Annotated in this window: 15 protein-coding genes and 1 riboswitch; of the genes, 8 read left to right on the forward strand and 7 right to left on the reverse strand. The window is 65.7% G+C overall.

The annotated features are described in order from the left end of the window. Positions 1–3 precede the first annotated feature (3 nt). The gene (locus tag ACP156_RS20415) at positions 4–234 is read right to left on the reverse strand and encodes a DUF6732 family protein (protein WP_425053224.1); all 231 of its coding nucleotides are present in this window, start codon (positions 232–234) and stop codon (positions 4–6) included. 322 nt (positions 235–556) lie between these two features. On the opposite strand from ACP156_RS20415, the gene ACP156_RS20420 reads away from it, so the two are divergent. Beyond that, entirely contained in the window at positions 557–1,555 is a 999-nt protein-coding gene (locus ACP156_RS20420) for a glutathione S-transferase family protein (protein WP_425053225.1), read from the forward strand. A gap of 14 nt (positions 1,556–1,569) precedes the next feature. Here ACP156_RS20420 and ACP156_RS20425 read toward each other — a convergent pair whose 3' ends face one another. Further along, a complete protein-coding gene (locus ACP156_RS20425; protein WP_425053226.1) occupies positions 1,570–1,959 on the reverse strand; it encodes a response regulator transcription factor in 390 nt (129 codons plus the stop codon). 184 nt (positions 1,960–2,143) lie between these two features. Between ACP156_RS20425 and ACP156_RS20430 the strand changes: the two genes are divergently transcribed. From ACP156_RS20430 to ACP156_RS20440, 3 genes are read left to right on the forward strand one after another with little or no spacing between them, the layout of a single operon-like run. Continuing rightward, a complete protein-coding gene (locus tag ACP156_RS20430) occupies positions 2,144–2,509 on the forward strand; it encodes a DUF1636 family protein (RefSeq protein WP_425053227.1) in 366 nt (121 codons plus the stop codon). 16 nt (positions 2,510–2,525) lie between these two features. Next, positions 2,526–3,440: an adenosylcobinamide-phosphate synthase CbiB gene (cbiB, locus tag ACP156_RS20435; protein WP_425053228.1), complete on the forward strand. Its 915-nt coding sequence runs from the start codon at positions 2,526–2,528 to the stop codon at positions 3,438–3,440. A gap of 45 nt (positions 3,441–3,485) precedes the next feature. Continuing rightward, positions 3,486–4,691, forward strand: coding sequence for a lytic murein transglycosylase (locus ACP156_RS20440; RefSeq protein ID WP_425053229.1), 1,206 nt, complete (start codon positions 3,486–3,488; stop codon positions 4,689–4,691). Positions 4,692–4,846: 155 nt separating this feature from the next. Here the strand turns inward: ACP156_RS20440 and ACP156_RS20445 are convergent, their stop codons facing one another. The 4 genes from ACP156_RS20445 to ACP156_RS20460 form a co-directional block, all read right to left on the reverse strand. Continuing rightward, complete coding sequence (locus ACP156_RS20445) at positions 4,847–5,368, reverse strand: isoprenylcysteine carboxyl methyltransferase family protein (RefSeq protein WP_425053230.1); 522 nt, start codon at positions 5,366–5,368, stop codon at positions 4,847–4,849. A gap of 168 nt (positions 5,369–5,536) precedes the next feature. Next, positions 5,537–5,689: a hypothetical protein gene (locus ACP156_RS20450; protein WP_425053231.1), complete on the reverse strand. Its 153-nt coding sequence runs from the start codon at positions 5,687–5,689 to the stop codon at positions 5,537–5,539. A gap of 76 nt (positions 5,690–5,765) precedes the next feature. Beyond that, positions 5,766–6,065 carry a DUF6958 family protein gene (locus tag ACP156_RS20455; RefSeq protein WP_425053232.1) on the reverse strand — a complete coding sequence of 100 codons (300 nt, stop codon included), beginning with the start codon at positions 6,063–6,065 and terminating at the stop codon, positions 5,766–5,768. 23 nt (positions 6,066–6,088) lie between these two features. Then, positions 6,089–9,541 (reverse strand): AAA family ATPase, encoded by a 3,453-nt coding sequence (locus ACP156_RS20460; protein WP_425053233.1) that lies wholly within the window; start codon positions 9,539–9,541, stop codon positions 6,089–6,091. Positions 9,542–9,753: 212 nt separating this feature from the next. Between ACP156_RS20460 and ACP156_RS20465 the strand changes: the two genes are divergently transcribed. The 4 genes from ACP156_RS20465 to ACP156_RS20480 all read left to right on the forward strand — a co-directional run bounded on the left by ACP156_RS20465 (position 9,754) and on the right by ACP156_RS20480 (position 12,457). Beyond that, positions 9,754–10,752: a Hint domain-containing protein gene (locus ACP156_RS20465; RefSeq protein ID WP_425053234.1), complete on the forward strand. Its 999-nt coding sequence runs from the start codon at positions 9,754–9,756 to the stop codon at positions 10,750–10,752. A gap of 17 nt (positions 10,753–10,769) precedes the next feature. Continuing rightward, a riboswitch (cobalamin riboswitch) is annotated at positions 10,770–11,001 on the forward strand. Positions 11,002–11,036: 35 nt separating this feature from the next. Next, a complete protein-coding gene (locus ACP156_RS20470) occupies positions 11,037–11,213 on the forward strand; it encodes a CbtB domain-containing protein (protein WP_425053235.1) in 177 nt (58 codons plus the stop codon). Positions 11,214–11,216: 3 nt separating this feature from the next. Next, complete coding sequence (locus ACP156_RS20475; RefSeq protein ID WP_425053236.1) at positions 11,217–11,912, forward strand: CbtA family protein; 696 nt, start codon at positions 11,217–11,219, stop codon at positions 11,910–11,912. Positions 11,913–11,977: 65 nt separating this feature from the next. Continuing rightward, positions 11,978–12,457: a hypothetical protein gene (locus ACP156_RS20480; protein WP_425053237.1), complete on the forward strand. Its 480-nt coding sequence runs from the start codon at positions 11,978–11,980 to the stop codon at positions 12,455–12,457. Here ACP156_RS20480 and ACP156_RS20485 read toward each other — a convergent pair. Then, positions 12,454–12,765, reverse strand: coding sequence for a DUF1636 family protein (locus ACP156_RS20485; protein WP_425053238.1), 312 nt, complete (start codon positions 12,763–12,765; stop codon positions 12,454–12,456). The genes ACP156_RS20480 and ACP156_RS20485 overlap by 4 nt on opposite strands. Positions 12,766–12,768 lie beyond the last annotated feature (3 nt).

Genomic DNA, 12,768 nt, shown 5'->3' on the forward strand with positions numbered 1-12,768 from the left:
GGCTCAGGCCTCCTGCTGCGCGTCGTCCTCGGACGGGTCGGCGTCGTGCTCGGAGGTCTCCGCCTCCTTGTCCTTGCGGCCCTTCAGGATCGCCCAGCCCGCCACCGCGACGGCGGCGCCCAGCGCGGCGAGGCCGATCCAGTGGTTGTGGCCCGCGGCCTCGGCCAGATGGCCGGGATGCGCAAGAGCGGCACCGGGGAGGAGACTTGCTGCGATTGTCGGTGTGGTCTTCATCGTGCGTCTCTTTCCAATTGCGTGCCTGTTTCGGGCCGGAAAGGGACAGACCGGGCGCTATACGCCCCGGGCGACGACGCGAGCCCCGGTCCCCTGTTTGGGTCAACCTCATCCCGCACTCCAATCCGACCCGGTCCTCCGGGTTCGTCGCCGTCCGGTATAGGCGGCGGTCCGGCAGCCTGCAAACGGATTCGCCGCACAGAATTGGACGCCACGAAGCGATCTGTGCGCACACGCACCAGACTTGCGCCACAGAGGGCGTTTTCCCTCGCGGCAATCGGCTTAGGTTCTGCCGCGAACAGGATTGGAAGGAGGCTTCCCGATGGGCGAGCTAGTGAACGGCGTCTGGAAGGACAACTGGTACGACACGGAAAAGACGGGCGGCAAATTCGTCCGCACCACGACCAAGTTCCGCAACTGGGTCACCTCGGACGGCAGCGCTGGCCCCTCGGGCGACGGCGGCTTCAAGGCCGAACCGGGGCGGTATCACCTTTACGTCTCTTACGCCTGCCCATGGGCCCACCGGGCGCTGATCTTCCGGAAACTGAAAGGACTGGAAGACCTGATCGACGTGTCCGTCGTTCACCCCGACATGCTGGGCGACGGCTGGACGTTCAAGACCGACTTCGACGGCGCCACCGGCGACGGCCTGTTCGGCCTGCCTTTCATGCGCGACGTCTACATCCGGGCCGATCCCGAAGTATCCGGCCGCGTGACGGTGCCGGTGCTGTGGGACAAGCAGCAAAACACCATCGTGTCCAACGAGTCCGCCGAGATCATTCGCATGCTGAACTCGGCGTTCAACGATCTGACGGGCAATACCGACGACTACTGGCCCGAAGATCTGCGCGACGGCATCGAAGAGGTAAACGCGCGGATCTACGACACGGTGAACAACGGCGTATACAAATCGGGCTTCGCGACCTCGCAAGAGGCCTATGATGACGCGGTCCATGCCCTGTTCGACTCGCTCGACTGGCTGGAAGACCGGCTGTCGCGGAACCGCTATTTGATGGGAGATCGGGTGACCGAGGCAGATTGGCGTCTGGTGACGACGCTGTTCCGCTTCGACCTCGTCTATCACACGCACTTCAAGTGCAATCGCAACTTCCTGCGCGACTATCCGAACCTCTGGGGCTTCACCCGCGAACTGTACCAGTGGGAGACGCCGAACGGGCGGGTCGCCGACACGGTCCATTTCGACCACATCGTGCGGCACTACCACTACAGCCACGAGACGGTGAACCCGCACCGGATCCTGCCGATCAACCCGATCCTCGATTGGGAAGCGCCCCACGGTCGCGACGCCATCGGCACCTGATCCGCGGCCGCGCGTCAGCCGCCCTCGGCATGGGTCAAGGGCGGCGTCGCGACGCCATAATGCCCGACGACCGCCGCAAGGTCTGCGGGCGGGGTGGCGCTGGGAAGGAAAGCGCAGGCGTTCGGGATGTGGCGGAAGATCGAGCCATCGGTGAAAAACGATGTGTTCGTAACGAAGACCACCCGTGCCTCTGGCTGGCGATAGCTTGCGAAATCGGCGACGGCGAAGGCGCTGCCGCCCACAAGGATCAGGTCCAACACGATCACGTCCACGTCGTCGTTCTGAAGCACCTGAATAGCGGCATCCTCGGAATGCGCGGTGATAACCTCGGCCCCCTGCCGCCTGAGGTGAGAGGCCCAGACCTCGGCCAGCGCCGGCTCGCTTTCGACGATGAGAACGTGCATTCGGCCCTCCGGAAACGCCGGCAGGGCACTGCGTTTCAGCCGCAATCGCCTCTGCCATTGGTATCCAGAGTCCTACCAAAACCCTAACAGGTGGTTAACGGGTGTGCTGTCGGAATGTGCCCGGCGGCAACTTGCGCACCGGCGCGGGATCGGCTTCAACTCCGTCGACGAATACGGAGGCACGATGGCGACCTGGGTGACGATCTGCGAGACCTGCAAGCGCGAGGATTGGGACGAATCCGCGGGCCGTACGGACGGTGACCGGCTGGCGGCACTCGTCGAGGCTTTGCCCTGTCCCGATGGCGTTCGGGTGCGGCGGCATTCCTGCCTGATGGGCTGCGGCAAGGGCTGCAACGTGACCGTTCAGGCGAAGGACAAGCTTTGCTACACGCTGGGCGACTTCGCGCCTGACGATGAAAGTGCCGATGCGATCCTGACCTATGCCGCGCTGCACGCCGAAAGCGAGACGGGTCAGGTGCCCTATCGCCAGTGGCCGCAAGGGGTGAAGGGGCATTTCGTGACCCGCCACCCGCCGCTGCCGGAAGACTGATGCGGCTGCGCCCGGCATGACCCACGCCGTTCTGCTGGCCGCCGCGATGTTGCTGGACGCGCTGTTCGGCGAGCCGCGCTGGCTGTGGTCGCGGTTGCCGCACCCCGCCGTGCTGATGGGCCGCGCTGTGGGATGGGCCGACCGCCGGTTCAATGCGGGCGAGAACCGCCGACTGAAGGGGATTGTGACCCTTGTCTGCCTATGCGCCGGAGCGGGCGTGATTGGCTGGGCGATCTCTGCCCTCCCCCTTGGCCCGCTTTGGGAAGTGCTGATCGCCGCCATGCTTCTTGCCCAGCGCAGTCTTTGCGATCACGTCGCCGACGTCGCGCGCGAATTGCGCCAGTCTGTAGCCGCCGGACGCCGCGCCGTCGCCAAGATCGTCGGCCGGGACACGGCGGCGATGGACGGCCCCGCCATTGCCCGCGGCGCAATCGAAAGCGCGGCCGAGAACCTGTCGGATGGGGTCATCGCCCCGGCGTTCTGGTTCCTGATCGGGGGGCTGCCGGGGCTGATGATCTACAAGATGACCAACACCGCCGACAGCATGATTGGTTACCGCACACCAAGGCACGAGGCGTTCGGCTGGGCCGCCGCGCGGTTCGACGACCTTGTGAACCTGATCCCCGCACGTCTGACCGCGCTGCTGATCTGGGCGGTTCACGGCGCTCCCGCCAGTTGGCGCGACATGGCGCGCGACGCCCGTCTGCACCGTTCCCCGAACGCAGGCTGGCCCGAGGCCGCCATGGCCCCCGCACTGGACACCGCGCTGTCCGGTCCCCGCTCGTACGGGGGAGAGATGAGGGACTTTCCCTTCGTTCACCCGTCGGGCCGAAAGCACCCCGGCCCCGCCGAGATTGAGGCCGCTACTCGCGGCCTTTGGCGCACATGGGCCGCAGCCCTTGCCCTTGTTATCCTGTTCGCCGTTGCCTGAAGGCCGCCGGCTGTTACATTGCCGGCAAACAGGTGAGAGGACCCAATGCGTTTCGCAAAAATCGTTTCGATGGCCGCCCTTCTTGCGGTTTCAGCAGGTACTTTGAAAGCTGAGGAAACCCGCCAGCTTCATGTCGAATGCGGCGGCAGCTTCGGCGACTTCGTCAACCGCATGAAGGCGAAGGCCGAAGAGATGAGCTATCCGCCGGAAGTGACCACGCCGTTCTTCCGCTCTGCCAACTACTTGCAGCGCACCATCAATGCCGACCGCGCGCAGGGGATTTTCAACTCCGACTTCATCGACTTCTCGCGCCGTCTGATCGCCCAGTACCGGCTCGACCGGGGTCGGCAGGAGTCCCAGAAGAACGACGCGATCTTTTCGCGGATCGAGGCCGAACTGGGTGTGCCGCGCGGTATCTTGCTGTCGTTCTGGGCTTTCGAGACCGACTTCGGCGCGTTCACCGGCGATTTCAACACCATCGACACGCTGATGACGCTGTCGCACGACTGCCGCCGTCCGGAACTATTCCAGCCGCAGGTCTTCGGTGCGCTGGAGCTTTACGCCCGCGGCGATTTCCCGCTGGAAACCCAAGGCGCATGGGCCGGCGAAGTGGGGCAGGTCCAGATGCTGCCGCTCGACATCATGCACCGTGGTTATGACGGTGACGGCGACGGGCATGTCGACCTTGACCACTCGGTCGCCGACGCGCTGTTCTCCGGCGCGAACATGCTGCGCAGCTTCGGCTGGCGCCCGAACGAACCCTGGATGCAGGAAGTCGTCCTGCCGCCCGAAATGCCGTGGGAAGAAACCGGCGTGCAGCCAGAGCACTACCGCCCGATCGGCGAGTGGGAAGCCTGGGGCGTGGTGCCCCGCTCTGGCGCGTGGGAAGGGCCGTCTCTGGATGGCACGCTAATGATGCCTATGGGGCGCAAGGGCCCGGCCTTCATGATCTATCCGAACTACCAGGCGCTGTTCGAGTGGAACCAAAGCTATGTCTACGTCGCCACGGCAGCCTATTTCGCGACCCGTCTGATGGGTGCGCCGGTCTATGACCCCGGCAACGCCGATCCGCGCCTGTCCGACGGCGAGATGAAGGCGCTGCAACAGAAGCTGGCCGCGCTTGGGCATGACGTCGGAAAGATCGACGGCATCCTCGGTGCCGGGACCCGTGCCGCGGTACAGGCGGAACAGAAGCGGCTGGGCCTGCCTGCCGACGCATGGCCGACCCGAGAGCTGCTGAATCGGCTGTAGGAAGGATGCCGGGGCTTAACCACAAAACCAGTTAGAATTTTACACGACTTCTAGCAGTCGGTAGAAAGCACTCAACACACGAACGTTTTCGCTCTCTCTCCGAGAACGTCCCGAACCCGCGGCGCCAGAAGGTTCCGCGGGTTTCTTTTTGAAGGTCAGTAGCCCGCGAACCGGGCGCGCATTACCTGCTCTTCCTGCCCGATCCTGCGCCACAGCAAGATTGCGTACAGCGGCAGCCCCGCGACCAAAGTCGTCCAAGCCTGAAGCGCCAGCGCGAAGCCCAGAAGTTCCGGCAGGATGTTCAGGAAATAGTTCGGATGGCGAAGCTTCAGGAACACGGGGTTCGTCACCAGCGCATGATCGCGGGCGATGATCAGCTTCACCGTCCAGAACCGCCCAAGGGTCGCGATGACCCACCAAAGCGCACAGATCGACAGGACGTATAGCGCAACGCCAGACCACGTGACCGGCGATACAGGCTTTGCCCGCCAGACGCTTTCCGCAATCGCCGCGAGGTAGAACGCAATATGCGCTGCGGCGAGAGCCATGCTTGTTCTAGCGCCATACTCCACGGCACCGTCCGCCTTGAGGTGCTTTTCGTTGCGGATCGATACGGCAAGCGAAGCGAAACGCAGGGCAATCGCGGCGAGCACGAAGATAAGAACAGGAAGGGGCATAAGGTCGTCCTCCGCAGTCGGTTTGCTGAGCTTTCTGCGTGGCAGGCGTTTCATCCAGCGTGGGAGCCGCCGTTGTATTTACCAAGACAGCCCCACGACATTTACCGGTGCTTAAGCTCTGTGGTACAAGAGGGCATATCGAAAGGCGCTACCAAGCGTTCAGTCTCGTCACTGAAATTGCCCCCGCAGAGTTGCTGCTCTGCGGGGGCTCTCTTTCATGGTCCCATCAAAGCCGATCCAGAGCCGGACGATCGCGACGACCAGCGTCAGGAACGCAATCGCGACCATCCATTTGCGAAAGGCATTTTCGTTCAGTCCCATCACCTCCAATCCCCGCGAAGTATCGCGGTGAACCGGAGGTTAAGGGTCGGACACTCAAGAAAGGCTCAAGCGCGGCTCACTCAGGCAGGCGGTATAGCCGCACGGGCGGTTTCTCGGCCCGCCCGATCACCCGCTTCGCTTCGAGGTCCAGCTGCACCGCCTTCAGCCACCAGCCAGCCTTGTCTCCGCCGGGAAACAGGTCTTGCGACAGCTTCGGCAAAAGAGCGGCCTTTGCGTCGGGAACCTTCATCCCCGGCGCTTCGTCGGGAAGCACCGCCAGAAGCGCCGCGCGCATGTCTTCGAACTTTGCCCGGTCGACACGAGTGGTTTTGCCCGGCGTGTTGACGTTCTCGATCTCGATCTTGTCTTCGCTCAACGCGGCACCTCCTCCGTACGCGGTCAGGCGACCATCTGCTCTGCCTTTTTCAGGTCGACAGAGACCAGCTGCGACACCCCCTGTTCCTGCATCGTCACGCCGAACAGACGGTCCATCCGGGCCATCGTCACGGCGTGGTGCGTGATGCAAAGGAACCGTGTGGACGCGCGTCGCGTCATCTCGTCCAGCATGTCGCAGAACCGGGTCACGTTGGCGTCGTCCAACGGCGCGTCGACCTCGTCGAGCACGCAGATCGGCGCCGGGTTCGCAAGGAACACGCCGAAGATCAGCGCCAGCGCGGTCAGCGTCTGCTCGCCACCCGACAGCAGTGACAGGGTCGACAGCTTCTTGCCCGGCGGCTGGCACATGATCTCGAGCCCGGCTTCCAGCGGGTCGTCGGATTCCACGAGAACCAGCTTGGCCTCGCCACCGCCGAACAGGTGAGTGAACAGCATCGAGAAGTTCGAGTTCACCTGCTCGAAAGCCGTCAGCAGCCGTTCACGACCCTCTTTGTTCAGACTGGAAATCCCGGTCCGCAGCTTCGAGATCGCGGCTTCCAGATCGGCCTTTTCGGTGACCAGCGTGTCGTGCTCTTCCTGAACTTCCTTGGCGTCTTCCTCGGCCCGCAGGTTCACCGCACCCAGCGCGTCACGCTGCCGTTTCAGGCGGTTCACCTCGTGTTCGATACTCTCGGCCGAGGGCATCTGGTCCGGGTCGGTCTCCAGCTGCGCCAAAAGGGTCTGCGGCGTCAGTTCAAGCGCTTCCTCGATCCGGTCGGCGGCGGTCTGAACCGCCTCGCGCGCGGCCTCGGCGCGGGCTTCGGCGGCGGCGCGCGCCTCGCGGGCCTGACCGGCCTCGCGCTCGGCGTCGCGCTCGGCGGCGATGGTTTCGCGTTGCGTGGTCTCTGCTATCGCAAGCGCATCGGCCGCGGCGTTGCGGCGCTCCTCTGCCTCGGTGATGCCGTCTGTAAGCGTCTCTCGCTCGATGGATAGCTGCGCGGGGACTTCCTGCGCCTCTTCCAATTCGGCCTCTGAATCGGACTTCCGCGCCGCAAGTTCCGAGATCCGCGTATCCGCCGTCTCAAGACGCTTCTGCCAGCCCGCAATGTCCTTCTCGACGCTGCGCAGACGACCGGAGCGGGCCTCGCCCTCGCGCTTCAGTTCATCATGCGCGGCACGGCGGGACATCATCGTCATACGCGCGGCTTCGACGGTCATCTTGACGTCTTCGACCTGCGCGCGCGCGGCGTCGAGATCGCCCAGTTCGGCCATTCCGCGCTCTGCCTCGGACAGCGCCAGACGGGCACGGTTCGCCTCGTCCTCGTGCCGGGTCACCGCAAGCTGAGCCGTCTCAAGCTTGCCGTCCGCGATGTTGCGGTCGGCCTCGGCGCGGGACAGCGCGCGGTTCGCATCGGCAACGCGGCCATCCGCGGTGCGGCGGGCTTCGCGGGCGCGACGGTCGGCCTCGGTCAGGTCGCGAAGCTGGTTCTTCAGCATCTCGTGCGCGCGGGCGGCGCCGTCGGCGCGGGCGGTGGCCTGTTCCAGCGACTGCTTCAAATCCTCAAGCCGGTTCAGCTGCTGCAACCGCAGCGCGGCGGCAGAGGGCGCGTCCTCGGCACCGGCGCGGAAGCCGTCCCAGCGCCACAGATCGCCCTCGGTCGACACCAGCCGCTGCCCCGGCTTCAGGTCCGCCTGCAACCGCGCGCCGTCCTCGGGCGCGACCACGCCGACCTGTCCGACGCGGCGGGCCAGAACGGCGGGAACGGTGACGTAGTTCGACAGCGCCGCGACCCCGGCGGGCAATTCCTGCGGCGCCGGATAGCCGGGCAGATGCGCCCAGCCGGACACGCCTTCCGGCCCGATCTCGGGCGCGCGCAGATCGTCGGCGAGCGCCGCGCCCAGCGCTTTCTCGTAACCCGACTGCACCCGCAGCGCGTCGATGACACCGCCCTCGGACGTGTCGCGCTGCACCAGCTTCGACAGCGCGTTCGCCTCGGCGCGCAGGGCGCTGACTTCGCCATCGGCTTCGGACCATTCGGCGCGGGCGTCCGCCTCGCGCGATTGCGCTTCGGCGCGGGCGTCGTCGGCCTCGGTCAACAGCGTCTCGGCCTCTTCGGCCATCGCGGTGGCTTCTTCCAAAGCCTCCTGCGCCGCGGTGAAGGCTCCGTCAGACCCCTCAAGCGACTCGCGCGCGGCTTCGACCGCCTCGCGGGCGCGTTCGGCCTCGGTCTCGTTGCGGTCCAACGTCTTGCGCGTGTCATTCAGCAGGCGCTGTGCCGACTGGTGCCGGGCCGACAGGCGGGCAGCTTCCTCGGTCAGCGCCGACAGGGCGTCTTCACGCTCTTGCAGAACCCGAGCCGCGTCCTTCGCCGCCTCGGCGGCTTCCTCGACCGCGTCGTCATGCCCCTCGCCCGCGGCGACCAGTTCCTCCTGCTCCTCCTTCAGCAGCGAGATGGAGTCGCCCGCGTCGCGGTTCAGCGCCACTTCGCGTTCAAGGTCGCGGCCCAACTGCGCAATCCGCGCCGTCAGCGTTTCGATTGCCGCCTTCGCGCGCGCCTCCTGATCGGACAGCGCATCGCGCTGCACCAGAAGGCGTTGCAAGATCGCGGCGGCGATGGCTTCTTCCTCGCGCAGCGGCGGCAGCGCCTCGTCCGCCGTCTCGCGGGCCTGTGCCGCGGCCACGGCGGCGCGCTCGGCGGCGGCTGCAGCAGTGATCCGCTCGCGCAGGCCGGATTCGGCGGACAGTCGGGCCTCGTCGGCTTCGCGCCAGCGGCGATACAGCAGCATGCCTTCGGACTGCCGCAGCGCCGTCCCGATCTCGCGGTACCGCGCCGCCTGCCGCGCCTGACGCGCAAGCTGCGAGAGCTGGCCGGCAAGCTGTTCGATCACGTCATCGACGCGCAGCAGGTTCTGCTCGGCGCCGTTCAGCTTCAGTTCGGCCTCGTGCCGCCGCTGGTACAGCCCCCCGATACCGGCCGCATCCTCCAGCACCCGCCGGCGGTTCTTCGGCTTGGCGTTGATCAGTTCCGAGATCTGGCCCTGCCGCACCAGCGCGGGCGAATGCGCCCCCGTCGAGGCGTCAGCGAACATCATCTGCACATCGCGCGCGCGGGTGTCTTTCGAGTTCACCTTGTACGCCGAACCGGCGTCGCGGGTGATCCGGCGCGTGATCTCCAGCAGGTCGCTGTCGTTGAACCCGGCGGGCGCCAGCCGGTCCGAGTTATCGAGATGCAGCGACACTTCGGCAAAGTTCCGGGCGGGCCGGGTTGCCGCACCCGCGAAGATCACGTCTTCCATGCCACCGCCGCGCATCGCGGTCGGTCGGTTTTCCCCCATGACCCAACGCAGCGCCTCCAGCAGGTTCGACTTGCCGCAACCGTTCGGACCGACCACCCCTGTCAGCCCGTCCTGAATCATCAGGTCGGTCGGATCGACAAAGCTCTTGAAGCCGTTGAGACGGATTCGTGTGAAACGCAAGGAACTGCTGCCCGGTTGATTCTCGTTCCCGCCATTCTCCGGGGCGTGGCAGATGAGTCAACGCTGACGCGCTGCATGTGGCGGGAAAGGGCCCGTTATCCCCAAGATATTGAGAAATTGCCGCGCGCCCAACCGGCTTTAACGTCGAATTATATGCGACCGGATATCCCTTGGTGCGTAGCCGGGTGCGAAGGGTGATGCCACAGTATGCTTTGAATTTCTTCGAGATCTCCCAGATCTCGACAAGCAACGTCAGCGGGTTCAACGACAACGGCGGGTACCAGTTCGCGCTGGGGACCGATACCGTCACGCTGACCAACGGCGCCACCTTTCAGGAGGTGCTCGTCGAAGACACCACCAATACGTACTTCGACGACGATGCCGGGCTGGAACAGACGCTGGCGGCAGATTACACGCTCGACGGCGCGTTCCACACGGCCGGGACCATCATCGAATCCGAGTACGTGCTGAATGTCGAGGGTGCCGGGGGGCAGACCTATATCCTGCAATTCATCTCGCTCGCCAATGACGCGTTCACGATCCACGGCTTCGTCCCGCAGGGTCTGAAACCGCCCGACGGCGTGCCACTTACAGTGGTCGGCCGGTATGACGGGTCCTACGGGATCAACGCTTATAGCAGCATGTGGCCACCATGCTTCGGTCCGCGCAGCCGTATTCTGTTGGCGGATGGACGGTGGCGCGCGGCCGCACAGCTGAATGGCGGCGAACAGTTGCGCCTGTTCGATGGCGGGACGGCGCGGCTGGACTTTGTGCTGCGCAGCCCGGCCAATTCCGCGATGCGGCCCATACGGTTCCGGACCGACGCACTGGGCCCGGGGCGTCCCGCCCGCGGCTTGCTGCTAAGCGCCCAGCACCGCGTGTGGCTTCCCGACCTAGACGCGCTGGTTCCCGCCCGCGCGCTGACCGCATGGCCACGGATCGGCCCTGCGCCTGCTTCTGCGGCAGACCCGCTGATCCATCTCGTCACGCGTCGTCATGCGCTGGTCGTGGCCGAGGGTTTGGCCTGCGAAACCTTCTGGCCCGGCCCTCAGGCCATGGCCGGATTATCCCCCGCCTCGCGGCAGGCGGTACGGCGACTGATGGGCCCCGACCCGAAACCCGCCCGGCCCCTGCTGTCGATGCGGGATGCACGCCGTCTTCTCCACGATACGCCGCCTCGGGACACGCACACGGAACGCAATCCGCCTTGACGCCCCGTTCCCGCATGCGCAGAAAGGTTGCGTACGGTGCCCGCAGTCGTGCCAAGCACGCAGGGCCTAACTGGGAATTCGGAACGTGGTGACCCACATCGGGGCCCGAAGCCGAAGCCGCCCCCGCGACTGTAAGCGGCGAGCGTCCCGCCACGATGCCACTGGGTTTCCGTTCAATTCGGACCCGGGAAGGCGGCGAGACGCAGTGACCCGCGAAGCCAGGAGACCAGCCGTGCATGAAACCTGAAACTGTCGTCGGGGATGACGGCAAGAGGAGGAACGACATGAACGCGACTGCGACACAGACCAGCCAGACAGCCAGCGGTTCGGCCATCGGCGCTTTCATCGCCGCGCTGCTGATCGGCGGCGCAATCATCTTCGTGACCGGCCACGTCCAGGCGGAAACCCTGCATGACGCGGCTCACGACGTGCGCCACGCCACCGGCTTTCCCTGCCACTGATCCATGTACGGCAAGGTCTTCACCAGCGCGTTGTTCGCTGGGTTTGCAGCGGGGCTGATTGCCGCCGCGCTGCAACTGTATTTCGTCCAGCCGGTCCTGTTGCATGCAGAGCTTTACGAGGGCGGTGACCTGATCCACTTCGGGTCCGAAAGCACCGTCCCGGCCCATCAGGACGTGGGCGGCATCGACCTGATGCGCGACGGGCTGAGCGTGTTGTTCACCGTGCTGGTCTATACCGGCTATGCCTTCATCATGGTCGGCGCCATGGCGCTTGCTTCCGAACGCGGCCATTCGGTCGACGCGCGGCGCGGCATCCTGTGGGGGCTCGGCGGGTTCGTCGCGGTGCATTTTGCGCCGGCCTTCAGCCTGCCGCCGGAGCTGCCCGGTGTCGCCGCCGCCGACGTGGTGGCGCGTCAGATCTGGTGGTTCGGCACCGTTGCCGCCTCGGCCATCGCCGTCGCGTTGATTGCCTTCGGTCGCAACTGGGCCGCGTGGGGCGCCGCCGTCGTGTTGCTGCTGGCGCCGCATGTCATCGGCGCGCCACAGCCCGAGGTGTTCACCGGACCGGTGCCGCCAGAGCTTGGCGGCGAGTTCGCCGGCCGCGCACTGGGCGTCGGGCTGGCGGCCTGGGTCACGCTGGGCTGCTTTGCCGGTTTCTTCTGGCAACGAGAGACACAGGGCGCGCCGCAACCGGCCTGACCTCGTGAACACGCCGCGCTGCCCGGTTCCGACCGGGCGGCGCTTTTTCGTCAAGGATACGCGCCATGAAACCCCTGTTGATGCTTGTCATCGGCCTGTTCTTCGGCACCGGCGGCGGCTTTCTGTACGCTGCGTCGCAGGGCATTACCCTGGACGGCCACGACCACGGCGACCACACGGCGCACGACATGACCTCAAGCTCTATGTCGCACGACCACGATGCCCTGCTACCCGCCGGCGACCCGGCCCCGACCCTGACGCTGGACCTCGTTCCCGAAGGCGACTCTGCATGGAACCTTCACATCGTCACCGAGCATTTCCGCTTTGCCCCGGAAGACGTGAACGCGGTTCATACACCGGGTGAGGGCCACGCCCATATCTATGTCGACGGTGTGAAACTGAACCGGGTCTACGGGCCTTGGTATCACCTGTCCGGCCTGCCCGAGGATGCCCGGGAAATTCGCGTGACCCTGAACGCCAACAGCCACGAAACCCTGTCCGTGGACGGCAACCCCGTTGCGGCCACTGTGCAGCTGAGGCCCTAGGGCATGGCCGGGACACGCGCCACCAGGCAATGTCGCAACCGCCTCAGCGGCCGGGCGTCCGCGATCCAGCCCTTGGGTTCGACACGATATGCCGCCACGAACCTGGCGATATCATCGGCATCCGCCTCGCTCAGCCCGCCGAAGACATATGTCGCGCGCCCTTCGGCCTGCGCCGCCATTCCGGCCGACCTTGCACAGACCTGCAAGCAGCCGGCATGCACGACCTCGACGTCGTCCATCGTTTCCCTCAGCCGGGCGGCAAGCGCCTTGCCACCCTCGCAGCCTACACAGATCGTCAACCTGACCATCGG

It is taken from the genome of Psychromarinibacter sp. S121, assembly GCF_049801035.1.
GTDB lineage: Bacteria > Pseudomonadota > Alphaproteobacteria > Rhodobacterales > Rhodobacteraceae > Psychromarinibacter.

Bases quoted from the DNA above. Each gene is read 5' to 3' on its own strand.
- ACP156_RS20415 (WP_425053224.1), bottom strand. From the start codon at position 234: ATGAAGACCACACCGACAATCGCAGCAAGTCTCCTCCCCGGTGCCGCT.
- ACP156_RS20420 (WP_425053225.1), top strand. From the start codon at position 557: ATGGGCGAGCTAGTGAACGGCGTCTGGAAGGACAACTGGTACGACACG.
- ACP156_RS20425 (WP_425053226.1), bottom strand. From the start codon at position 1,959: ATGCACGTTCTCATCGTCGAAAGCGAGCCGGCGCTGGCCGAGGTCTGG.
- ACP156_RS20430 (WP_425053227.1), top strand. From the start codon at position 2,144: ATGGCGACCTGGGTGACGATCTGCGAGACCTGCAAGCGCGAGGATTGG.
- cbiB (WP_425053228.1), top strand. From the start codon at position 2,526: ATGACCCACGCCGTTCTGCTGGCCGCCGCGATGTTGCTGGACGCGCTG.
- ACP156_RS20440 (WP_425053229.1), top strand. From the start codon at position 3,486: ATGCGTTTCGCAAAAATCGTTTCGATGGCCGCCCTTCTTGCGGTTTCA.
- ACP156_RS20445 (WP_425053230.1), bottom strand. From the start codon at position 5,368: ATGCCCCTTCCTGTTCTTATCTTCGTGCTCGCCGCGATTGCCCTGCGT.
- ACP156_RS20450 (WP_425053231.1), bottom strand. From the start codon at position 5,689: ATGGGACTGAACGAAAATGCCTTTCGCAAATGGATGGTCGCGATTGCG.
- ACP156_RS20470 (WP_425053235.1), top strand. From the start codon at position 11,037: ATGAACGCGACTGCGACACAGACCAGCCAGACAGCCAGCGGTTCGGCC.
- ACP156_RS20475 (WP_425053236.1), top strand. From the start codon at position 11,217: ATGTACGGCAAGGTCTTCACCAGCGCGTTGTTCGCTGGGTTTGCAGCG.
- ACP156_RS20480 (WP_425053237.1), top strand. From the start codon at position 11,978: ATGAAACCCCTGTTGATGCTTGTCATCGGCCTGTTCTTCGGCACCGGC.
- ACP156_RS20485 (WP_425053238.1), bottom strand. From the start codon at position 12,765: ATGGTCAGGTTGACGATCTGTGTAGGCTGCGAGGGTGGCAAGGCGCTT.